General features: G+C 47.3%; 25 protein-coding genes. 24 read left to right on the top strand and 1 reads right to left on the bottom strand.

What is annotated here, in order from left to right:
• From trpA to GJB61_RS10140, 15 genes are all read left to right on the top strand, one after another.
• Entirely contained in the window at positions 1 to 807 is an 807-nt protein-coding gene (gene trpA, locus GJB61_RS10210; protein WP_154118836.1) for a tryptophan synthase subunit alpha, read from the top strand.
• 32 nt (positions 808 to 839) lie between these two features.
• Positions 840 to 1937, top strand: a complete 1098-nt coding sequence (gene hisC / locus GJB61_RS10205; RefSeq protein WP_154118412.1) for a histidinol-phosphate transaminase — start codon at positions 840 to 842, stop codon at positions 1935 to 1937.
• A 48-nt stretch (positions 1938 to 1985) separates the two neighbouring features.
• Positions 1986 to 3080, top strand: a complete 1095-nt coding sequence (locus GJB61_RS10200; protein ID WP_154118411.1) for a prephenate dehydrogenase — start codon at positions 1986 to 1988, stop codon at positions 3078 to 3080.
• A gap of 517 nt (positions 3081 to 3597) precedes the next feature.
• Positions 3598 to 4191, top strand: a complete 594-nt coding sequence (locus GJB61_RS10195; RefSeq protein ID WP_154118410.1) for an RNA polymerase sigma factor — start codon at positions 3598 to 3600, stop codon at positions 4189 to 4191.
• A 152-nt stretch (positions 4192 to 4343) separates the two neighbouring features.
• A complete protein-coding gene (locus tag GJB61_RS10190) occupies positions 4344 to 4790 on the top strand; it encodes an anti-sigma factor (RefSeq protein ID WP_154118409.1) in 447 nt (148 codons plus the stop codon).
• 200 nt (positions 4791 to 4990) lie between these two features.
• The gene (locus GJB61_RS10185; RefSeq protein WP_154118408.1) at positions 4991 to 5578 is read left to right on the top strand and encodes a histidine phosphatase family protein; all 588 of its coding nucleotides are present in this window, start codon (positions 4991 to 4993) and stop codon (positions 5576 to 5578) included.
• Positions 5579 to 5668: 90 nt separating this feature from the next.
• Positions 5669 to 6757 carry a hypothetical protein gene (locus GJB61_RS10180; protein ID WP_154118407.1) on the top strand — a complete coding sequence of 363 codons (1089 nt, stop codon included), beginning with the start codon at positions 5669 to 5671 and terminating at the stop codon, positions 6755 to 6757.
• A gap of 14 nt (positions 6758 to 6771) precedes the next feature.
• Positions 6772 to 7278, top strand: coding sequence for a gamma carbonic anhydrase family protein (locus GJB61_RS10175; RefSeq protein WP_154118406.1), 507 nt, complete (start codon positions 6772 to 6774; stop codon positions 7276 to 7278).
• A gap of 18 nt (positions 7279 to 7296) precedes the next feature.
• The gene (locus tag GJB61_RS10170; protein WP_154118405.1) at positions 7297 to 7476 is read left to right on the top strand and encodes an IDEAL domain-containing protein; all 180 of its coding nucleotides are present in this window, start codon (positions 7297 to 7299) and stop codon (positions 7474 to 7476) included.
• Positions 7477 to 7579: 103 nt separating this feature from the next.
• Positions 7580 to 8011: a DUF2487 family protein gene (locus tag GJB61_RS10165; protein WP_229521591.1), complete on the top strand. Its 432-nt coding sequence runs from the start codon at positions 7580 to 7582 to the stop codon at positions 8009 to 8011.
• A gap of 224 nt (positions 8012 to 8235) precedes the next feature.
• Entirely contained in the window at positions 8236 to 8790 is a 555-nt protein-coding gene (locus GJB61_RS10160) for a QcrA and Rieske domain-containing protein (protein WP_154118404.1), read from the top strand.
• Between the two features lie 6 nt (positions 8791 to 8796).
• Positions 8797 to 9468, top strand: coding sequence for a menaquinol-cytochrome c reductase cytochrome b subunit (gene qcrB, locus GJB61_RS10155; protein ID WP_154118403.1), 672 nt, complete (start codon positions 8797 to 8799; stop codon positions 9466 to 9468).
• A 28-nt stretch (positions 9469 to 9496) separates the two neighbouring features.
• Positions 9497 to 10372: a menaquinol-cytochrome c reductase cytochrome b/c subunit gene (locus GJB61_RS10150; RefSeq protein ID WP_154118402.1), complete on the top strand. Its 876-nt coding sequence runs from the start codon at positions 9497 to 9499 to the stop codon at positions 10370 to 10372.
• 101 nt (positions 10373 to 10473) lie between these two features.
• On the top strand, positions 10474 to 11118 hold the full coding sequence (locus tag GJB61_RS10145; RefSeq protein WP_154118401.1) for a DUF1405 domain-containing protein: 645 nt from the start codon (positions 10474 to 10476) through the stop codon (positions 11116 to 11118).
• Positions 11119 to 11186: 68 nt separating this feature from the next.
• A complete protein-coding gene (locus tag GJB61_RS10140) occupies positions 11187 to 12083 on the top strand; it encodes a sporulation protein YpjB (RefSeq protein WP_154118400.1) in 897 nt (298 codons plus the stop codon).
• Between the two features lie 73 nt (positions 12084 to 12156).
• Here the strand turns inward: GJB61_RS10140 and GJB61_RS10135 are convergent, their stop codons facing one another.
• Positions 12157 to 13026, bottom strand: coding sequence for a YitT family protein (locus GJB61_RS10135; protein WP_154118399.1), 870 nt, complete (start codon positions 13024 to 13026; stop codon positions 12157 to 12159).
• A gap of 213 nt (positions 13027 to 13239) precedes the next feature.
• Between GJB61_RS10135 and GJB61_RS10130 the strand changes: the two genes are divergently transcribed.
• The 9 genes from GJB61_RS10130 to panB all read left to right on the top strand — a co-directional run bounded on the left by GJB61_RS10130 (position 13240) and on the right by panB (position 20720).
• Positions 13240 to 13569, top strand: coding sequence for a nucleotide pyrophosphohydrolase (locus tag GJB61_RS10130; protein WP_154118398.1), 330 nt, complete (start codon positions 13240 to 13242; stop codon positions 13567 to 13569).
• A gap of 59 nt (positions 13570 to 13628) precedes the next feature.
• Complete coding sequence (locus tag GJB61_RS10125; protein ID WP_154118397.1) at positions 13629 to 14150, top strand: tetratricopeptide repeat protein; 522 nt, start codon at positions 13629 to 13631, stop codon at positions 14148 to 14150.
• Positions 14151 to 14182: 32 nt separating this feature from the next.
• On the top strand, positions 14183 to 14986 hold the full coding sequence (dapB, locus tag GJB61_RS10120; protein WP_154118396.1) for a 4-hydroxy-tetrahydrodipicolinate reductase: 804 nt from the start codon (positions 14183 to 14185) through the stop codon (positions 14984 to 14986).
• 15 nt (positions 14987 to 15001) lie between these two features.
• Positions 15002 to 15424, top strand: a complete 423-nt coding sequence (mgsA, locus tag GJB61_RS10115; RefSeq protein WP_338115781.1) for a methylglyoxal synthase — start codon at positions 15002 to 15004, stop codon at positions 15422 to 15424.
• The gene (gene bshB1 / locus GJB61_RS10110) at positions 15421 to 16119 is read left to right on the top strand and encodes a bacillithiol biosynthesis deacetylase BshB1 (RefSeq protein WP_154118394.1); all 699 of its coding nucleotides are present in this window, start codon (positions 15421 to 15423) and stop codon (positions 16117 to 16119) included. Before mgsA ends, bshB1 begins: the two co-directional genes overlap by 4 nt.
• A gap of 68 nt (positions 16120 to 16187) precedes the next feature.
• Positions 16188 to 17348, top strand: coding sequence for an N-acetyl-alpha-D-glucosaminyl L-malate synthase BshA (gene bshA, locus GJB61_RS10105; RefSeq protein ID WP_154118393.1), 1161 nt, complete (start codon positions 16188 to 16190; stop codon positions 17346 to 17348).
• A gap of 10 nt (positions 17349 to 17358) precedes the next feature.
• On the top strand, positions 17359 to 18642 hold the full coding sequence (locus GJB61_RS10100) for a CCA tRNA nucleotidyltransferase (RefSeq protein ID WP_154118392.1): 1284 nt from the start codon (positions 17359 to 17361) through the stop codon (positions 18640 to 18642).
• Positions 18629 to 19426, top strand: coding sequence for a biotin--[acetyl-CoA-carboxylase] ligase (locus tag GJB61_RS10095; RefSeq protein ID WP_154118391.1), 798 nt, complete (start codon positions 18629 to 18631; stop codon positions 19424 to 19426). Before GJB61_RS10100 ends, GJB61_RS10095 begins: the two co-directional genes overlap by 14 nt.
• Positions 19427 to 19853: 427 nt before the next feature.
• Positions 19854 to 20720 (top strand): 3-methyl-2-oxobutanoate hydroxymethyltransferase, encoded by an 867-nt coding sequence (panB, locus tag GJB61_RS10090; RefSeq protein ID WP_154118390.1) that lies wholly within the window; start codon positions 19854 to 19856, stop codon positions 20718 to 20720.
• The last annotated feature ends 1 nt before the right edge of the window (position 20721 follow it).

Genomic DNA, 20721 nt, shown 5'->3' with positions numbered 1-20721 from the left:
ATGAACAGGATGGATCTGACGTTCCGGAAGCTGAAGGCTGAGGGACGGGCAGCTTTGATCCCCTTCCTTACGGTAGGAGATCCTGATCTTGAGACTACACTTGCCATTATTACTGAACTTGAAGCGGCAGGTGCTGATATTCTGGAGCTGGGTGTACCCTACTCTGATCCACTCGCAGATGGTCCTGTAATACAACGAGCCTCCGCACGGGCGCTGAAGGGGAACATTCACTTGCGTACCTGCATGGAGACAGCCTTAAAGGCCCGTCAAGCTGGAAGCGAGCTGCCATTCATCTTGTTTACTTATTACAATCCGGTGCTGCAAATGGGACTTGATACTTTCTTTGCAGCCTTGATTTCTCATGAAATTAGCGGTCTTATTATTCCTGATCTGCCGGTGGAAGAGTCTGGGGAGATGCGCCGTCGCAGCCGTGAAGCTGGAGTGAACCTCATTCCGCTGGTCGCACCGACCTCTCATGAACGAATCGCTAAGATCGTATCTGGTGCCAGCGGATTCATTTATTGTGTATCCTCACTGGGTGTCACTGGAGAAAGAGCTACTTTTCATGAGGGAGTAGATGCCTTTATTGAATCTGTTCGTCAGTTGACTGATCTGCCTGTGGCAGTAGGCTTCGGCATCTCTACCGGTGAACAGGTCGCCCGGTTTGCCCAAATATGTGATGGGGTGGTGGTGGGTAGCGCCATAGTCCGCAAAGTCGAAGATGTGATTCCACTGCTGGACAATCCCGCCACACGGCAAGAAGGGTTGTTGCAAATTCGTGAATTTGTGGCACAATTAAGACCATAAAAGTTAATATTAATGGAGAGAGAGGGTCATTTATGAATCCGAAACCCAATATAGTTAACCTCCCTGTCTATAAGCCAGGGAAGCCTATAGAAGAAGTAAAGAGGGAGCTAGGCTTAAGTGAAGTCATCAAGCTAGCTTCTAATGAGAATCCGTACGGATCAGCACCGAGTGTGCGAGCTGCTATTATAGCAGAGCTGGACAATCTTTCCCTTTATCCAGACGGTTCAGCTACGGAACTGACCTCTAAGCTGGCAAGTCAGCTTGGTGTGACGAATGATAATATCATTTTTGGCTGCGGCTCTGATGAGATTATTGCGCTGATTACCCGGGCATTTTTTCTGCCAGGTGATGAGACTATTATGGCTGACCAGACTTTCTCCGTATATAAGAGCAACGCCGATATTGAAGGAGCAATTACAATAGAGGTACCGCTGGCCCATGGTACACATGATCTGGATGCTATGCTGGCCCGCATCACCGACCGTACTAAGATCATCTGGATTTGCAATCCTAATAATCCAACCGGAACGATTGTCCCGGAAGAGGCTTTGATCACTTTTCTAAATGCGGTACCTTCTCATGTAATGGTTGTACTTGATGAAGCCTATTGTGAATATGTAACCGATCTTTCTTATTCAGACGGAATTAAGTTACTAGAGCATTATCCAAATCTCGTTGTGCTGCGAACATTCTCCAAAATTTATGGCTTGGCAGCTCTCCGCATTGGTTACGGCGTAGCCAGCCCTCAGATCATTACGCTGATCAATCAGGTGCGTGAGCCCTTTAACACTACCCGTATTTCTCAGGTTGCTGCCTTGGCTGCTCTGGATGATCAAGAGTATGTACAGGAGTGTCGCCGCCTTAATAGTGCTGGTATTATCCAGCTGCAGGGGGAATTCGAACGTCTTGGGTTGGAATATTTTCCGGCGCATGGCAATTTCATAATGGTAGATGTTCGTAAGTCTGCAATTGAAGTCTTCGATTCATTGCTGCGTAAAGGGATTATTGTACGAGCAGGTCACCGTATTTATCCTACTTTTATCCGTGTTACGGTAGGTTCTGTGGAGCAGAATAACGCTTTTGTAACAGCACTTGAGCAGGCGCTTACAGAGCAAAAGGTACGGGCATAGCTGGTTGAAGACAGAATGAAATTATAGAAGGCAGGTAGTTCAAAGAACATGACGACAAAAATAGCTATTTTTGGTGTCGGTCTGATCGGAGGCTCACTGGCCCTTTGTTTTAAGGGCAAGGAAGGGCTGACCGTCGTAGGCCATGCCCACCGTCCTGAATCAGCCATAAAATATGTGAGTAGAGGCGTGGTCGACCACGCCACGCTGTCTGTAGAGGAAGCGGCACTGGATGCCGATTATATATTCCTGTGTGTACCCGTAGGGATGCTAGAGGGATATCTCCAGCAGCTCAGTAGGCTGCCACTTAAGCCAGGCTGTATTATTACTGATGTTGGCAGTACGAAGGCTAGCATTGCCGCCTGTGCGGTCTCACTGGATATTCCTGGTGTGTTCTTTATAGGCGGTCATCCAATGGCTGGCTCGGAGCGCTCAGGAGTGGAGGCTGCCTCGTCATTATTGTTCGAGAATGCCTATTACGTGCTGACGCCTCCTCCGGGAGTGCCAGAGGCTGCTTATCATGCTCTAGAGTCCTTACTTCTACATACAAGAGCGCAAATCGTTCGGCTTGATCCGGAGCGTCATGATGAGATTGTGGGTGCGATCAGTCATTTGCCGCATATTATTGCCGTGGCACTCGTTAACCAGATTCGCGCATATGATGACACGGACTCGTTATACAGTACTTTGGCTGCGGGTGGCTTTCGTGACATTACGCGGATAGCCTCCAGTGATCCGATTATTTGGCGTGATATATTACTTAACAACCGTTTGGTAATGCTTCGTTTGCTAAAGGATTGGAAGACAGAGGTTTCATCTTTTGTTTCCTTGCTGGAGAATGAGGACGGTGTAGGAATTCAGAAAGCTTTCGATGAAGCGAACAACTTCCGCAGTCAATTGCCGGAGCGGCGTAAAGGCATGATTGCGCCACTATTCGATCTGCATATCGATGTTCCAGATCATCCGGGGATTATCGGTCGTATTGCAACAGAACTAGGGGATCAGGGCATTAATCTTAGTAACGTACAAATTATTGAGAGCCGCGAGGACGTTCCTGGCATCATGCGCTTGTCCTTTCGTCAGGAGAGGGATATGGAGCTGGCTAAAGTCCTGCTGCAGCACAACGATTATACGGTATATGTGTAGAGCCGGGGCGTCTGCCCCGGCTTTTTTATGTCTTTTAGACTAAAAATAGACAAAAAAAGACCGCTTACATAATAAGCGGCTACAGTTCACAATTACTTGGAACCGTGTAGTATTTGGATAGGAGTGGAGAGAAACCATACTGTACTTTTATTATATGTATACGTTTACATTTTGTCAACAGTTATATCACAAATATTTTATTCAGCAAAAATTCAGCTACGCTAACTATGATGAAATTGTCAATTTCAGCTGACGAGTCTGCTGCGCTGAAGTCTATTAATGTCATCCTATGCGGATGTGTGATACAATAGATTAGCTATATTCATAGTTTTATATTTTGTGGAATGAAACATACAGCATGCCTTAAATGTTGGTTGTGCGAATATACATAGGAGTACTGCGTTTTCAGATGATTTAAATTTGCAACATCACCGCAACTTTTCTAGGCCTGCCCGGTAATAACAAGTACGGACCGGACGGGATAAGACGCGCAAGGGCGAGGAGGGCCGAACTCACCATGACGGATTCCCAATTGATCCAGCAAATCAAACAAGGCGATACGGAATTATACTCAGAATTGATGAGTCGCTATCAACGTAAAATATTGGCTTTTGTGTACCATATGCTTAAGAACTCTCATATGGAGCTGATTGCTGAGGATCTCTGTTCAGAGACATTTTATAAGGCATTTCGGAGTTTGCATTCGTTCCGGGAGGTAGATGCATCTTTTTCAACATGGTTGTATACGATCGCCCGTAATACGGTGCTTAGTGAGCTTCGTAAGAATCGTGGCGGGAATGTATCCCTTGAAGAAAGTGGCTATACTCCTGTAGCCCCCATTGAAGTGGCTCCTGAGCAGGCTGTACTGCGCAAAGAACGGATGAACCTGGTTCGTGATGCAATTAATAATCTGCCAGAGAAGCAGCGCTCTGCGCTGATTCTACGTGAATATGATCAAATGGATTATCAGGAAATTGCCGTGATTTTGGATCAGAGTGTCAGTTCCGTGAAATCACTATTGTTTCGTGCCAGGAGCAGTGTGAAGCTGCAACTCGAATCCTATTTTTATGAGCCTGAGATTGTAATTGAAGAGCAGGCTGAGAGGGTGTAAGGCCAATGAACTGCAGGGAAGCGCAAGAATGTATTCCGCTCTTGTGGGACGCTCCCCCCACCCATCCTAGGCGGATATTGTTAGAAAGGCATATTGAGAGTTGCCCTTTTTGTACTGCCGAGTTGTCGCTGTGGCAGGAGAGCAGTCACCTTATGCAGGATATGAAGGAAGAAGTCAGCGAAGAGCGTGCAGAATTGATAAATATCAGAGTCATGGAACGGATTTATCTGGAAAGTCCTTGGCTGATGCCAGGTGATGGTAAATCTCCCGGAACATCGGCCATATTTCGCCACAGATTAAGCTTGTGGATTGCCTGCTTTCTGGCGATTTTTTTATCCAGTTTTCTATACTTTACCATGATTAAGACGCCTGCAAATACTACAGTAGCTCAAAGTGGAATCGTGGAAACGGGTGTTGCGGGTATCTCTATGGAATTAGAGTCCTCATATCCTGAAAACATATCCGGGGGCGGAATTATTGAGCCACTAGTAGTCAGTATGGGACCTACCCATCCTCAATATTGGATGATATTGTCTATGCTTGGAGTTGCCTTATCAGTGATCTCACTGGTCCGGCTGAATCGTTACCGCAGACAATAAAAAACGGATCTTAACGACTCGTAAGAACGTTCCGATCGTATAACGAAGTCCCTTTACTACATGGTAAAGAGGGCTTTTTTTGTACGAATGGGTACCTACCATTCATTAAATGGGCTTCATAATCATTTTAAAAAGAAGACATTTGAATCTATCCATGGTACATTAAGAAACAAATACGTGAAGGAAAAGGGTGATACAACATGCTAATCGGCTTAATACGCCACGGACTGACGGATTGGAACGTGGCGGGGAAAATACAGGGACAAACTGATATTCCACTAAATATGGAAGGCCGCGAGCAGGCAGAAATGCTGGCAGACCGGCTTCTGCAGGAGCCCTACCGCTGGGATTATTGTATCACCAGTAGTCTTTCGCGAGCGGAAGAGACAGGGAAGATTATTGCTGCTCAACTAGGGATTCCAATGCTGGAGTCCGATCATCGTATTCGGGAACGCGCATATGGCCAGATTGAAGGGCTTACTGCTGCAGAACGGGAAGAGAAGTGGGGGAAAGAGTGGAATCTACTGTCACTCGGGCAAGAAACGGATGAGCAGCTACAGCTTCGTGCACTAGCGTTTATGAAGGATATATCTACTAAGTATCCTCAGCAAAATGTACTGGTTGTATCTCATGGTGGATTTCTGGCTCAACTGTACATTGCACTTTTCAAGGATAAGTATTCCGAACGGCTTGGTAATTTGTCCCTGACGATTCTGGAGAAGAATGGGCCGGAATGGAACCCGCTGTTGTACAATTGTACTCGCCATATTCTGCAAAATCAGCGTTAACCCGTCCACTCGGGTTATTTTTTTTGTGTAAATGGGAATAAAATGAGCTGTATTTCCCATAATGGTAGTAAAACGGCGAGGCGATAAAAGATGAATCTGGCGGATATGCTTACTTATGCGGATATTGGACAGCTGACCGCCATTGCGGGACGCTATCAGTGTGAATGCAAGCGAAACTCCAAGCATGACTTGATCCAGAGTATATTGATCAGGCTTGGCAGCAGAAATTTTATGGAGTCTCATATCCGGGGATGTACCCCGGTAGAATTGCGATTTCTGAACACGTTATTGTTCGACGAACGCAGCTACTTCAGTCTTGAAGATTTATTGGCCGCCGCTAGGCAGGCTTCCTTTGATGCTCCAGAGGGAAAGTCAGGGAGTTACCGCGACCTGGTGGCTCGATTCAAAAGCAGTGGCTGGCTTTTTAGCGGCTCTTCACAGCAAACCCGTTATTTGTTCCAGGTACCGAGAGATTTAAAGGAACGTTTCCGGGAAATGATGGGGCAATACATCAGGGAGCGTGTCTCCCTTAGTGTTGAACCTTCTATGTATCGGAACGAGGGCGAGTTGATGAGTAGTGATCTCCTATTGTTCCTTCGGTATGTTAAAGAGAATGAACCGGAGCTGAATCAGGAAGGGGCGCTGTATAAGCGGTATCAACAGGGATTAATGAATGCGCTCCATATTCCTGAGATGCCGCTTAGCAAAGGGGGCTGGAGATTTGGATATGGAAGAGCTTGCGAGCATTATCCCCCAAGGTTGGCACTTCTGTACGATTATGCCCGTCATCGCCGTTGGTTATCAGAAGAAGGGTATCGTCTCAGACTTACTACAGCGGGAGTAGTTATACTGAATGAGGGAAAATGTGAAAGGCTGATGCAGTTATTCTCCTTTTGGTTAAGACTGTATAAAGGGGCTATTCCAAATCTTCCATCACTTGTTTATTGGATCAGCATTAGTGCCAGTGATTGGGTGAGTGTATCCTCATTGGTGGATGGAGTGGGCTGGTTAATTAAGCCATTTTATTACGACGAAGCAGCTTCTATTCTAGAGCATCGTATAATAAAGATAATGCTGCATCTAGGAATGCTTCGCTTGGGTGAGACTTCTGATGGGCCTGTAGCCATGATGACACAATGGGGAATAGAGGCAGCCTCTCCGAAGCAGCTTTTGCAGTAAAGGGGGAGAAACTTATGCGAATTGCTTATGGGAACTACATACCACAGCTTGATGATTCAGTTTACGTAGCAGAAGGTGCAAAGCTGGTAGGAGATGTCAGAATAGGACAGAACTCCAGCATTTGGTTTAATGCCGTACTTCGGGGCGATTTGGCGCCAGTTATTATTGGGGAGCGCTGCAATATTCAGGATGGGGCCGTAGGTCATGTTGCTGAGGGTTTGCCGCTTTGGCTCGCTGATGATATAACAGTGGGGCATGCAGCGATTATCCACGGTTGCAGGATAGGTAGAGGTACATTAATCGGAATGGGCGCAATTGTTTTGAACGGAGCCGAGATTGGTGAATATGCTTTAATAGGAGCCGGCTCCATTGTAACCGAGAACAAAATAATTCCGCCCTACACACTCTCTCTAGGCTCACCAGCAAAAGTGGTCCGTGAATTAACAGAGCAGGATTTACTCCGAATGGCGCGTACGACAGAGAGTTATGTGAAAAAGGCGAAGGAATACAGAACAATGTAAACAGCGGAGGTGTATCGAATGGACAAAATGAAGGCTACCTATGAAGTGATGCTAGGACTTGCGGCAGAAATGGTGTGGGATGAAGCGCTGCGAAAGCGTCGCACCGACATCTTGTACCGGGAGATCGACACAGCGCTGGCGGCGGGAGATGAGCTGGCTTTCCGAAATCTGACCGAAGAATTAAAAAGTCTGGCCTGAAGAAATGCGCATGCGCATTTCTTTTTTTAAAATTATTTTATAGGTTTACGACTTGATTCAAACGATTAAAAATCAAAATAATAAACTGCTAGCAGGGAGATGAATGCTGATGAGATTTAGTGATTTAGATAGGAGCAGTTGGGAAGAGAACCACCAATTCTATGATACCTGCTTGCTTCCTTTTACAGGACTTACAGGTCTAGAGAGTCCTCCAGAAATGACAGCAGCATTGGAAAGATTGCGTGACTTATTGGACCTCATTGAAAAGCCATTTCAGGGACGAATCGTAACTTATCCAGCTGTACAGTATATTGGGACAGGATATATCGGTTTGATAAATGAGATTTGCCGAAATGTCAAATCCAGTGGCTTCCAGTACGTTATAGTAGTTACAGCGGATAGTAAGGCAGCGGATCAAGAGAATTTTGAAAGCGATTTAGTTCTTACCCTGCATGATATTTCTGCTTCTCAGAACAGGGGGGTTAATCCCACTGTAGGCGAGAGAATTCTTCAGATGTGGAAGGATGTAAAATGAAACAAATGTGACAGAAAACCAACAATATTAAGAAAAGTACACTTTTAAGCCTGTCACAAATTAGACAATATTCTTGACGGGTTTTGGAGCCTAAGCTATTATTAGGTTGAACTATATGACATGTGACTTTTATCATTGAAAACGCATTATTAATTAACCGGTTACACCTCGAGTCTCTTCGAAAGGTGCTTTTCTTATTTTTTGAAAAGGGGGTTATCAGCAGTATGAGCAGCCATAATGAGCAACAGGAGACTTGGCCCGAACAACCACCTGACCGAAAAGAGATGTCGCGCAGGCAGTTTTTGACCTACACGCTAGGCGGTGCTACAGCTTTCATGGGGGCCGGAGCTATTCTTCCCATGGTTCGTTTCGCCGTGGACCCGATATTACATAAAAAAGGTGCCGGCGAGTTCATCAAGGTTGCGGAGACAAGCAAAATTAATGATCAACCACAGGAATTTACTTTTGAGCTAAAGCAGCAGGATGGATGGTATGCCAGTACAGCTACGCTGACGGCCTGGATCCGCAAAGACGAAGCCGGAGATATTTATGCGCTTTCACCGACCTGTAAGCATCTGGGCTGTACGGTTGGCTGGAACAATGATAAGGCTTATCCGGACGAATATCACTGCCCCTGCCATGGTGCACGTTACACGAAGCTGGGTAAGAATCTGGCTGTAGCCCCGAAGCCACTCGATCAATACAAGATCAAAATCGAAAATGGCTGGGTGTATCTGGGTGATGTAGTCCCAAATACAGAAGTCAAAAAGGAGGCGTGAGTTCAGATGTTTAAAAATATCTATAACTGGATTGATGAACGTCTCGATATTACGCCGATCTGGAGAGATGTCGCTGACCACGAGGTACCGGAGCACGTTAACCCAGCCCATCACTTTTCAGCATTTGTATATTGTTTTGGTGGGCTGACTTTTTTTATCACAGTCATTCAAATCCTATCAGGTATGTTCCTGACGATGTATTATGTGCCGGACATTATTAATGCTTATGCCAGCGTCGAATACTTGCAGACTAAGGTTGCCTTTGGACAAATCGTACGTGGGATGCATCACTGGGGTGCCAGTCTGGTTATTGTCATGATGTTCCTGCATACCATGCGGGTCTTTTTCACCGGATCTTATAAAGCACCACGCGAGATGAACTGGGTGGTGGGAATGCTGATCTTTTTCGTTATGCTAGGTCTGGGTCTCACTGGTTATTTACTTCCATGGGATAACAAAGCGTACTTTGCAACCAAGGTTACATTAGAAATTGCCAATTCCATGCCAGTTCTGGGTCCGATATTGAAGGAGTTAATGCAAGGTGGCACGATCGTTGGCGCTGAAACACTGACCCGTTTTTTTGCACTACATGTATTCTTCCTCCCAGCGGTACTGCTTATTCTGCTCGTGGGACACTTTATCATGATCCGCAGACAGGGTATTTCCGGTCCGTTGTAAATCAACCTAGTGAGAGGAGGACCTATAGATGGCACAGAACGGAGATCATTCCAAAGAAAAGGTTGTATTTGTCGGAGATTCCCGAGTACGCCGGGGCAATGGATTTATCTCACCACCGGATTATTCGGCCTACCCCGGCAAATCCGAAGCCTTTATTCCTAACTTTTTGCTGAAAGAATGGATGGTTGGAGTTGTTGTGCTAGTGGGTATATTAGTACTTACTATTTCAGAACCGGCACCACTTGGTTTTCCTGCGAACGCCAGCGCAACGGTTATTCCTATACCAGACTGGTACTTTCTGTTTCTGTATCAGTATTTGAAGCTTCCCTATGCTTCGGGTGATTATATTGTACTGGGGACCTTAGGGGTTACTGGGGTAGCCTTTGGAGCTCTACTCCTGGCACCATTTCTTGATACAGGCCGTGAACGGCGATTCTACCGCAGGCCTATTGCTTCCTCAATAATGTTCCTATCCCTTGCAGCCATTATTTATTTAACCAATACAGCATGGACGGAATACCAGCATGAAATGGCTGAAACTGGGCAAATTCCTGAGGATATACAGCGTGAGGAAAAGGCAGCAGAGAATAAAGCTAAGGGCCTTCCAACCTCCAGTGCTGTTAAGGCCAACGAAATTGCGATTGTGGACAAGGATGATCCGGCCATGGCTTTGTTTAAGCAAGCAACCTGTATCACTTGTCATGCTGTCGATATGAAGGGGGCAGCGGGTCCTTCCTTACGCGGAGTAGGTGATACCCATGATAAGGAGGCTATCCTTACTATCATTAAACAAGGCCAAGGCCAGATGCCTCCGATGGCTGAAACTGCCATGGCAGCTGGATTATCAGAACAGGACATTGATAATCTGGCAGGCTGGCTTGCCAAACAAAAAAGCGAACAGTAAAATACTATTAACGCAAACCTGATCGTACATGCGGTCAGGTTTTTATATGCATATATGCATATATGCATAGCTGTCAATATTTGGGGAGGTTAACAGTCTGTATGCCAGTACATTGGTTCGAGAAGTTGTTTAAACACCGGGGGATCTTATGGTTATTGTTTATCGTCAATCTCCTCGGTACGATTTATGGATACATATGGTATGGCAATCAAATGGAATTCACAGCGGCTAACTATCCTCTATGGCTTCTTCCATTTGTTCCTGACAGCCCGACAGCGAGTCTGTTCTTTACCTTGGCGCTATTGCTGCTGCTTTTTCCTCCGAAAAGATTTACAGGGGTAACTATAAAAGGAATCATTGAGGCCCTTGCCGTCGTAACATCTGTGAAATATGGTATTTGGGCTGTAAGTATTATCATTGCTGGTGGTTATCAAGGGGATGTTCTGACCTGGAAAGATTGGATGCTGATGGGTTCCCATACGGGAATGGCAGTAGAAGCCCTTCTTTATGCAGGATTTTTCTCTTACCGCAAAATGCTGCCTCTTGCCTTGATCTGGACTCTTTTTAACGATGTTGTAGATTATTCTTATGGTGTATATCCTTGGCTGCCGTTTGTACTTGAGGATAATGTTATCGGAGTCCAATACTTTACATTTGCTCTGACGCTCTTGAGTGTGGCTGTTGCCTGGTTGTTCAGGGAACGTTCAAAGCTCAGGATAACTTCTGGTAAGCGAGCAAGCTCTTAAGAAGGGGCTCATAAGAATGTTCTATCCCTTGTCCTCCTGCCATACATTTAGGGTAGGAGGGATGTCTCATGCCGTGCAGGAGATATTATTTGTTGATAGGATTGTTATTCTGCTGGTTATTTGCTGGTGTAAACGGGGCTACCGTTCTAGCTGCGCAAGGGAATGCTTCCGGGGAACCAGGTAATGAATTGAATAGAAGTACAAGCATAGCGGATGATGGAAAGGCAGTACTTAGCGGTAATAGGGGAGTTCAACAGTTGGAGCAATCTGCGGAAGCATTGTATGGGTACGTATTGGAAGGGAATGTCGTTAAAGTCCGGGAAGAAACTGCTGAAATTTCGCGGATCTTTGTATCTTCATCCTTTGAAGGATTAACTTCTGTAGAAGGTATCAATGCGCTCTCGGCAGTTATCATAGATTTAAAGGCTGCCGTTGCGGCTGTTCAGATCTCTCCGCAGCGTTGGGAAGCGGCAGCGGCTAAGCTGCGGTTGGCGGCTAACAGTCTGAATCATCCCCGCCAGCCGATGTGGCTTCAATATTATAAGCCGATCCGTGAGGATCTGAACGCCTTGGAGCAGAGCGCCTCAGTTAATGATCTGGCGGGCTGGAAGGCTACGCTTGAGCGGCTGCAAAGCAGGTATGACAATATTCGGCCGGCTGTTATCATCTCTCGTCAGCCTGAGGTCGTCAATGCCTTCGATTCCTGGCTTTCCTATGCGGCAGGCGTACCGACTTCTTCGCAAAAAATCGAACGAGCGCGCTTAATCGAGATTGTCTCTTACGGGCAGGAAGCTGTGCGCGTAATGTTTGACAAAGAAAAGGACGAACCTGCCTTGTCGCTTCCAATGGCACCGCAGAATTACGGGATCTGGGGATTGCTGGCAGCAGGGTTTATTATAGCTGCATTAGGATATGCCGGATATCGTAAATATCGTGGTACGAATCAGGAATGGAAGATTGTATAATACGTAAACAGCCAGCCTTCAATGAAGAAGGCTGGCTGTTTTTTTAAGATAAGAATTTATATGTTTCACACGTTTAGGTCTGACGAAAGCCTTCACCGTGAACATCGTGCACATCGCTGATGATCACAAAGGCCTGAGGATCGATTGATTTCACTAACTGACTGAGTCGATGAATCTCCTGCCTGGATACCACGCAGTACACCATGTGCTTAGCCTGCTTGGAATATGCGCCGATTGCTGGAATCAGAGTCACGCCGCGATCCATATCCGCCGTAATCAGATCGGCGATTTGTGGGGCGTAGTCGCTGATAATGGTGAAAGCTTTTGCGGCATAGGCACCTTCTTGAATGAAATCAATCACACGTGATGAGATAAAGACCGCGACTAATGTATATAATATTTTTTCTCTAGGGATATATAACAGCGAAGAGCCAATGATGAGAATGTCTACGGCCAGAATAATCTGTCCCATGCTCCAGCCGAAGTTCCGGCCGAGAATTCGCGCTACAATGTCGACACCACCTGTGGTGCCTCCGAATCGGAACACGATGCCAAGACCAGCGCCCAGCGTTACCCCGGCATATAATGAAGCAAGAATAAAATCATTTTCGGTGGTGAACGGGACTATCCATCCGGCGGAGATCATTCTTTCGAATAACCAGAGGAAAAAAGACAGTGCTCCAATACCTACACCGGTGTAGGCAATCTGGTGGGCACCCAGTACTTTCCAGCCGAGCAGAAACAGCGGGAGATTCAGCAGGAGTGTCGTCAGAAAGATGGGGATGTCAAAAGCATAGTTGAGCAGGATCGTAATCCCGGTCACGCCACCCTCCATAAGCTGGTTGGGAATGATGAAATATAGCAGGCCAAAGGCATACACGGCGGCTCCCAACATGATGGGGGCTGATGTTTTACTAATTGTAATAATTTTGGATGAATTCATATAATCCCTCGTTAGGCCACTATGGGCAATTTTTCTGTTAATATAAATTTCGCTGCTAATTTAAGTTGTGCATTACTACAGTCCTACAATTAAGTATACCTTTTGTTGTCTGATGCTATAAAATAATAAAAAAAATTTGTCTTCAAAACGTCTTTACGATAACATAGGGGCAAACAGAAGGCAAGATGAAGCAAGGGGGCGAAGTAACTATTTATGGACAGAAGTCTTGGTGACATCCAGCGTGAGGTAGACGCTTATATATCGCAGTTTAAAGAAGGTTACTTCAGTCCGTTATCAATGCTTGCCCGCATGTCCGAAGAAGTCGGAGAATTGGCCCGTGAAGTAAACCACCAATTTGGCGAGAAACCGAAACGTGCAGATGAAGCAGAAAATTCAATTGAGCTAGAATTGGGCGATATCCTATTTATTACGATCTGTTTCGCCAATTCACTTGGAATCGACCTTACGGAAGCCCACGATAAAGTAATGCACAAGTTTAATACTCGGGATGCCGGGCGCTGGACAATGAAAAACACCGATTAGGCAGCTACTTCATATGCTGTACCAAACAAACGGCGTTTAGTCGTTAGGGTGGTGTGTATATGAATCCAAGTGAATATGTAAGAGAGGCTTACCGTCATATATTGCGCAGTGATTTTGCCGAGGCCATTGTGTGCTTTGAGGCTGCTATTGCGGCTAGCCCGGCTGATGCTGAGGTCAGGTATCGCTGTTCCATAACCTATGCTCGCAGCGGCATGCTGGATAGGGCTTTAGTGCATGCTGTAGCTGCTGTAAAGCTGGATAGCAGCAAACCTGAGTACAATCTGCACCTGCAGCATTTGCAGGCGCTGATGCTTGTGCAGGAAGCCAAACGGCTGCTGGAAGATGAACAGACACGTACCATGAACCCGTATCATCCGATTACCCTATTAAAAGAAGCCATTTCTCTGGACCCTTTATATGGAGACGCTTATGTGTGGCTGGCTATTGCGCATAGCCGAATGAATGAGCATTTACAGGCTATCGCAGCCTTGAAAGAAGTTATGTCCTTGCATCCGGACGATACCGGATTGCGGCAATTGATGAAGGATCTGCAAAAATCATTACAGTCTTATCTGCAGTAATCATGAAACCACTGAAAGCGAGGACAAAGCATATGAGTGATAAGATTAGGGTTATTGTATCCGGCGCTGGCGGAAGAATGGGCAAGGAAGTTGTGAAGCTGGTACTTCAGGATGAAGAGCTGGAACTGGCAGCAGCTGTGGATCGCTCAGCTATGGATACGGATGCAGGCCGGCTTGTAGGTCTGGAAGAGATCGGAATACTGGTTACCTCTGATCTGGAGGTTGCTCTCGCCGAGAGTAACGCAGACGTATTAGTTGATTTTACGATCCCACAATCAGCCTATGAGAATACGGCACTGGCTATCAAATATGGAGTGCGTCCGGTTATCGGTACAACCGGATTCACTCCGGAGCAGATCACTGAGCTGGACAAGCAATGCAAGGAGCAGGGGATTGGTGGATTGATTGCCCCGAACTTCTCCATAGGAGCTATTCTTATGATGAAATTCGCCGCGCAGGCCGCAAAGTATTTTCCTCATCTGGAGATTATCGAGTATCATGGAGACCAGAAGTTAGATGCACCTTCAGGGACCGCAATCAAGACAGCGGAGATGATCTCGGAAGTACGCAAGGAGCTTCGTCAGGGCAATCCTCAGGAAGAAGAGACTATTGAGGGAGCACGTGGGGGTTATTATAACGGATTTCGCATCCACAGCATCCGTCTTCCCGGTGTTTTTGCCCAGGAGGAAGTCATTTTTGGCGGCTATGGACAGTCTTTAAAGATCCGTCATGATTCTTATGAACGGGCGGGATATATGCCAGGGGTCAAAATGGGTGTGCAAAAAGTGATGGGATATACCGGTTTAATATATGGATTTGAGCACTTTATAGATTAGTCGGGGAGGAAGACCATAATGAAGATTGCTTTTATTGCACATGACCGCAAAAAGGATGAAATGGTTAACTTTATTACAGCCTATGAACATGTCTTTATAGGACATGAATTGTTTTCTACAGGTACGACCGGGCTGCGAATTATGGAAGTAACGAAGCTTCAGATTCATCGGTACATGTCCGGGCCTCTTGGCGGGGATCAACAGATTGGTTCGATGGTGGCTCAAGATGAGCTGGATCTAATTATTTTCTTGCGTGATCCGCTGATGGCGCAGCCACACGAGCCGGATATTTCGGCATTGCTGCGTTTATGTGATGTGTATGGCATTCCTGTTGCAACGAATATTGCTACGGCTGAGATTCTGGTCAAGGCCATTGATCGTGGTGATTTTGCCTGGCGTGATCTAGTACATAAGTACAAGCCAGGTGTAGATGAATGAAGCTGGATATTCTTGTATTCGGCGCGCATGCGGATGATGCCGAAATTGGCATGGCAGGTACCATTGCCAAGCATGCAGCGGCAGGGCTCAAGGTTGGTCTGTGTGATTTAACGGCTGCGGAAATGTCCTCAAACGGAACGGTTGAACGTCGAAAAGCGGAGGCGCAGCAAGCAGCAGACGTGTTAGGAGCGGTTGTGCGAAGTAACTTGGGGCTTCCTGACCGAGGACTTTATATGACAGAAGCACATGTGGCGGCGGTGGCGGCGGAGATTCGCCGTTTTGCACCGGCTGTGGTCTTCGCTCCTTATTGGGAGGATCGTCATCCTGATCATATCGCTTGCAGCAAGCTGGTGGAAGAGGCAGTATTTAATGCCAAGCTGCGCAAATATATGCCGGACAAGCCGGCTGTACCTGCGCCACAGCTATATTTTTATTTCATAAACGATCTGGGACGAAGTGATCTTGTCGTCGATGTAACGGACCAATATGCACTTAAGGAGCAATCCCTCGCCTGCTATCGCTCCCAATTCGAGAAAGTGACAGGGGAAGATTATGTAATCACCCCGTTGACTGAAGGGTACATCGAGCGTGTCCGATCAAGAGATATGCTGCTCGGTCAGCGCAGACTTATTCCTTATGCGGAAGGTTTTGCGACCAAGATTCCTTATGTGGTAGAAATGTTTGCTAGTAAATGAAGGTTTGAATAGAATGAATAGATGAGGAACATGAGGGATAACCACATGTCAAAGAAGGGGACGGAATTATGGACCGGATGTTGAAAATTGGTATTACCTGTTATCCGTCTCTTGGGGGCTCGGGCGTAGTGGCTACTGAACTGGGCAAGCTGCTGGCTGAGAAAGGCCACGAGGTCCATTTTATTACACACAGTATTCCGTTCCGGCTCGGGACGTTTCAGAAAAATATATTTTATCATGAGGTCGAGGTTAACGATTATTATGTATTTAAATATCCTCCCTATGATCTAGCTCTGGCAACCAAGATGGCTCAGGTCGCCAAAATGCAGAATTTGGATTTGCTTCATGTTCATTATGCTGTACCGCATGCCGTATGTGCCTTTCTCGCCAAGAAAATGCTGGGCAATGATATAAAGGTGGTAACTACACTGCATGGTACGGATATTACAGTGCTGGGCCAAGATGAGTCGCTGAAGGATTTGATCCGACTAGCCATTAATGAGAGTGATGCGGTTACAGCCGTATCACAGGATCTGATCAAAGAAACCCGTCAGGTACTGGATATTACTCGCGATATTGACCTGACCTATAACTTTGTAGATAAACGTGTCTATTATCCGCGCGATGTGTCGGATCTGCGTAGTGATTTTGCTTCGCCAGATGAGAAGATCCTCATGCATATCTCGAACTTTCGTCCAGTAAAAAGAGTGAGTGATGTTGTTGATATTTTTGCCAAGGTTAGTCGTGAGGTACCATCCCGTCTGCTGCTTGTTGGCGAAGGCCCAGATCTGCCTAAAATACAGGCAAAGATTAACGAAATGGGGCTGGAGGACAAGGTTCGCTTTCTTGGCAGACAGGATGAAATTGCCCAGGTTATTTCTATGGCAGATCTGCTGCTTCTTCCTTCCGAGAAGGAAAGCTTTGGGCTAGTTGCGCTGGAAGCGATGGCCTGTGGTGTCCCCACAATTGGTTCACAAACCGGGGGCATACCGGAATTAATACAGCATGGTAAGACGGGCTTTCTAGCTCCAATCGGAGATACTACAACTATGGCAAAATATGCAATAGAGTTCCTGTCGGATGATTTAATGGCAGAACAATTTAGACAAGCCTGCTTGAAGCGAGCCTGTGATGACTTCAGCAGGGATGCTATAACGAATCAATATGAGGATATATATTACCGTGTACTCGGGTGCAAGGTGCCTAGGCTGGACCCAGTCCGGGGGTAAGGAGTTCGTAATGGAATGGAAAATGGCATCTAGTGGTATGGCCGAAGCATCGGAGCATGTAATTGCCCAACTGCTGGAGAAAGGTCACGAGGCCTATTGGGTCGGAGGCTGCATTCGCGATGAGCTGTTAGGCCGACCTGTACATGATATGGATATTACGACCTCTGCGCTACCGGAAGAGGTCATCTCAATCTTTCCACGCTGTGTTCCTACAGGCTTACAGCACGGAACGGTAACCGTTTTGCAGGCGGGATTTGGTTTTGAAGTGACGACGTACCGCACGGAAAGTGGCTATGTCGACTATCGCCGTCCGGAGCATGTCTTTTTTGTTAGTGATGTGAATGAGGATTTGCGACGGCGTGACTTTACAATTAACGCCATCTGTTGTGGAATCGATGGTCTACTGATCGATCCTTTTGGTGGTGCGGTAGATTTGGAGCACCAAGTGATACGCTGCGTCGGAGACGCAGAGGAACGATTTGCAGAGGATGCGCTGCGCATGTTGCGCTGCGTGCGCTTTGCGTCTGGTTTAGATTTCTCCGTCACCAAGAATACGTGGCGGGGACTGTTGCGCCAGCGGGATAAGCTGGTGCATATTGCCGTTGAGCGAGTCCGCGCGGAGCTGGAACGCATTGTAGAAGGGCCGCACCCCCGGCGCGGCCTCGGGATGCTACTGCGCAGCGGCCTGCTGCCGCGCGGCAAAGCCCCGTTCCCCTGGACCGGCATTGATCTGGCGGCAGCCGCCGCCTTGAGCGCCGGGATCGGGGAACTGCAGAGCGCCCGCCTGCGGTGGGCGCTGCTGCTCCATGCCCTGAAGCAGTCGGCCCAAGAGGCCGACGTGCTGCTGCGGGCATGGACGTTCCCAGGGACGACGCGGAATGGCGTCGTCTTGGTGCTGCGGGTCCGCGAAGCTTGGACCGCTGCCCTTGAGGTAGTGCCGCCGGGTAGCGTTGGCGGCACTGAGGCCCTGCGGCGGCACTGGATCGCCGCCGTGCTGGCCTACGGCAGGGAAGCCGCCGAAGGGTGGCTTACGCTGCTTGCGGCCCTGCCAGCAGCGCCGGAGGGCCACTCTGCTGCTGCAAGAGAGTGGATGAAGCAAATGCCGCTCAGCAGCCTTACAGCACTTGCTGTCACCGGCAATGAGTTGGTGGAGACTTTACAGAAGACCCCGGGGCCCTGGCTTGGCATCATACTGCAGCAGTTGCTGCAAGCTGTTGCAGTTGGGGATATCCCTAACGATAAACAATTATTGCTGCAGGAAGCAAAAAGGATGGATGGACATGAGCAACTATGAAACGCTACGTTTAAGCCACTTGAAGAAGAATCCTGCTTCAAATTGGTCTGGCGGAATGCAGCTGCTGGAAACGGTAGTGTCCACTCAGGAGGAAGCAAAAAGACTGGCTGAGAGCGGCGCTCCCGAAGGGACAGCAGTCTTTGCTGAAGAACAGACTGGTGGTCGGGGACGTATGGGACGGAAATGGCATTCTCCCCGCGGCAAGGGCATCTGGATGAGTGTTGTGCTGCGTCCGAAGCTCCCTTTGCTAATGACACCACAGCTTACATTACTTGCCGGAGTCGCTGTATGCACAGCAATACGTCAAGTTACCGGTGTACAAGCTGGCATTAAATGGCCAAATGATCTGCTGGCAGGAGGACGCAAAATCTGCGGAATCCTGCTGGAATCCTCGCTAAGAGAAGGAGGACTTCACTACTGTATCGCCGGAATCGGAATTGCTGTGAACCTGACGGAAGAAGATTATCCGGATTATCTGCGCGGAGTTGGCACTTCACTGCTAATACAACGTGGGGGCATTCCTGTTGACCGTTCAGAGTTAGCTGGAGCTGTGCTGACCGAGCTCGAATATCTATACAATCTGTATATGGAGCAAGGATTTAAGCCCATCCGAGAGCTTTGGGAATCCATGTCGGTCACTCTTGGTCGCCAGATCGCCCTGAATACACCGCAAGGTCGTAGTGAAGGTTTGGCAGTGGGTCTGGACGACAATGGAGGATTGCTGCTAGAAGATGAAACTGGGCATATTACTAACGTATGCTCGGGGGAAATTGAGATCATCTGATATGGCAAGGGTATCATCCCTTGTCATATTTCTTAGAAATATAAGAATTTACATGTTTCACACGATAAATTATCCTTACATTTCTCGAAGAAACGGATACCGTCCATAAAAGGATGGCGAAGCCGTTTCTTCTTAGTGTAATTAAGTATTAATTTTGATATACTATGTTCAGAGGCGGTATCCAAATGTTTGAGCTGCACTCTGGTTGGTGAATGATGCTAATGAATAGTATTTTGGAAAGTACCTTCATAACTGCGTTTGACGGTTACGTTGGATTCTGCTCTGAGCCGTAAGGACCGAGACAGAAGGGACGATCGCGAGTGACTCTTTTTTGCCCTTCGGACCTATTTAGCGGAATATTGCTAAAGGGTTTTTTTGTTTACGCATTTTAGCGTAATTTTAATTCGGAAAAGGGGAATGAAGAGCCATGGCAGACAAACAGCCACTGAATATTGTCAAAATGAAAAAAATGAAAGTAGAGGGTGTGCCGCTGAGCATGCTGACTGCTTATGATTATCCTTCGGCCCGACTGGCCGAAGAAGCCGGAATTGATCTTATACTAGTCGGTGATTCACTGGGGAATGTAGTACTGGGATATGATACTACCCTGCCGGTTACGATTGATGATATGGTCTATCACACCCGATCAGTGACCCGGGGAGCGCAGCACACGTTTATTGTGGCAGATATGCCGTTTATGACTTATCACGGAAGTATTGATGAGAGTTTGCGCGGCGTACGACGTTTAATGCAGGAAGGCCGGGCTCAAGCCGTTAAGATGGAGGGCGGTTTGGAAATCTGCGCAACGGTAGCTGCTGTAGTTGCTGCAGGTGTACCTGTGCTGGGACATATTGGTCTTACCCCCCAGTCGGTGAATATGATCGGCGGTTACCGTATTCAAGGCAAGGATGCCAAAGATGCCCAGCGCCTGATGGATGAAGCAAAGGCTCTCGAAGCCGCTGGAGCTTTTGGTATCGTCTTGGAGCTGGTTACAGAGGAGGTTGCTGAAGCCATCTCCAAAGCAGTTAGTATTCCAACCATTGGAATAGGTGCAGGCCGATACTGTGATGGTCAGGTGTTGGTGTACCATGATTTGTTGCGTTACGCTTCTCCCTATCGGGAGAAACGATTCGTCAAAACCTACGCCGATATAGGAAACCAGATTCGTGAGGGCATCAGCCAATATGTTCGGGAAGTGAAAGAGCGGTCATTCCCGGACGAAAGCCATGTCTTTACGGCGGACGAAATTGTTCTGGAATCTCTATACGGCGCAGCCGAAAAAGGAGCGAAATAAG

The organism is Paenibacillus monticola, assembly GCF_009664975.1.
In the GTDB taxonomy this organism is placed as follows: domain Bacteria; phylum Bacillota; class Bacilli; order Paenibacillales; family Paenibacillaceae; genus Paenibacillus_AQ; species Paenibacillus_AQ monticola.
Note: the sequence above shows the minus strand (reverse complement) of the source record. Positions and strands in the feature narration are given on the sequence as shown.

Bases quoted from the DNA above. Each gene is read 5' to 3' on its own strand.
- GJB61_RS10095 (WP_154118391.1), top strand. From the start codon at position 18,629: ATGAGCAACTATGAAACGCTACGTTTAAGCCACTTGAAGAAGAATCCT.
- GJB61_RS10200 (WP_154118411.1), top strand. From the start codon at position 1,986: ATGACGACAAAAATAGCTATTTTTGGTGTCGGTCTGATCGGAGGCTCA.
- GJB61_RS10145 (WP_154118401.1), top strand. From the start codon at position 10,474: ATGCCAGTACATTGGTTCGAGAAGTTGTTTAAACACCGGGGGATCTTA.
- GJB61_RS10100 (WP_154118392.1), top strand. From the start codon at position 17,359: ATGGAATGGAAAATGGCATCTAGTGGTATGGCCGAAGCATCGGAGCAT.
- panB (WP_154118390.1), top strand. From the start codon at position 19,854: ATGGCAGACAAACAGCCACTGAATATTGTCAAAATGAAAAAAATGAAA.
- hisC (WP_154118412.1), top strand. From the start codon at position 840: ATGAATCCGAAACCCAATATAGTTAACCTCCCTGTCTATAAGCCAGGG.
- GJB61_RS10135 (WP_154118399.1), bottom strand. From the start codon at position 13,026: ATGAATTCATCCAAAATTATTACAATTAGTAAAACATCAGCCCCCATC.
- GJB61_RS10130 (WP_154118398.1), top strand. From the start codon at position 13,240: ATGGACAGAAGTCTTGGTGACATCCAGCGTGAGGTAGACGCTTATATA.
- dapB (WP_154118396.1), top strand. From the start codon at position 14,183: ATGAGTGATAAGATTAGGGTTATTGTATCCGGCGCTGGCGGAAGAATG.
- GJB61_RS10150 (WP_154118402.1), top strand. From the start codon at position 9,497: ATGGCACAGAACGGAGATCATTCCAAAGAAAAGGTTGTATTTGTCGGA.
- trpA (WP_154118836.1), top strand. From the start codon at position 1: ATGAACAGGATGGATCTGACGTTCCGGAAGCTGAAGGCTGAGGGACGG.
- bshB1 (WP_154118394.1), top strand. From the start codon at position 15,421: ATGAAGCTGGATATTCTTGTATTCGGCGCGCATGCGGATGATGCCGAA.
- GJB61_RS10195 (WP_154118410.1), top strand. From the start codon at position 3,598: ATGACGGATTCCCAATTGATCCAGCAAATCAAACAAGGCGATACGGAA.
- GJB61_RS10140 (WP_154118400.1), top strand. From the start codon at position 11,187: ATGCCGTGCAGGAGATATTATTTGTTGATAGGATTGTTATTCTGCTGG.
- GJB61_RS10175 (WP_154118406.1), top strand. From the start codon at position 6,772: ATGCGAATTGCTTATGGGAACTACATACCACAGCTTGATGATTCAGTT.
- GJB61_RS10190 (WP_154118409.1), top strand. From the start codon at position 4,344: ATGCAGGATATGAAGGAAGAAGTCAGCGAAGAGCGTGCAGAATTGATA.
- qcrB (WP_154118403.1), top strand. From the start codon at position 8,797: ATGTTTAAAAATATCTATAACTGGATTGATGAACGTCTCGATATTACG.
- GJB61_RS10125 (WP_154118397.1), top strand. From the start codon at position 13,629: ATGAATCCAAGTGAATATGTAAGAGAGGCTTACCGTCATATATTGCGC.
- GJB61_RS10170 (WP_154118405.1), top strand. From the start codon at position 7,297: ATGGACAAAATGAAGGCTACCTATGAAGTGATGCTAGGACTTGCGGCA.
- GJB61_RS10165 (WP_229521591.1), top strand. From the start codon at position 7,580: ATGCTGATGAGATTTAGTGATTTAGATAGGAGCAGTTGGGAAGAGAAC.
- bshA (WP_154118393.1), top strand. From the start codon at position 16,188: ATGGACCGGATGTTGAAAATTGGTATTACCTGTTATCCGTCTCTTGGG.
- GJB61_RS10160 (WP_154118404.1), top strand. From the start codon at position 8,236: ATGAGCAGCCATAATGAGCAACAGGAGACTTGGCCCGAACAACCACCT.
- GJB61_RS10185 (WP_154118408.1), top strand. From the start codon at position 4,991: ATGCTAATCGGCTTAATACGCCACGGACTGACGGATTGGAACGTGGCG.
- GJB61_RS10180 (WP_154118407.1), top strand. From the start codon at position 5,669: ATGAATCTGGCGGATATGCTTACTTATGCGGATATTGGACAGCTGACC.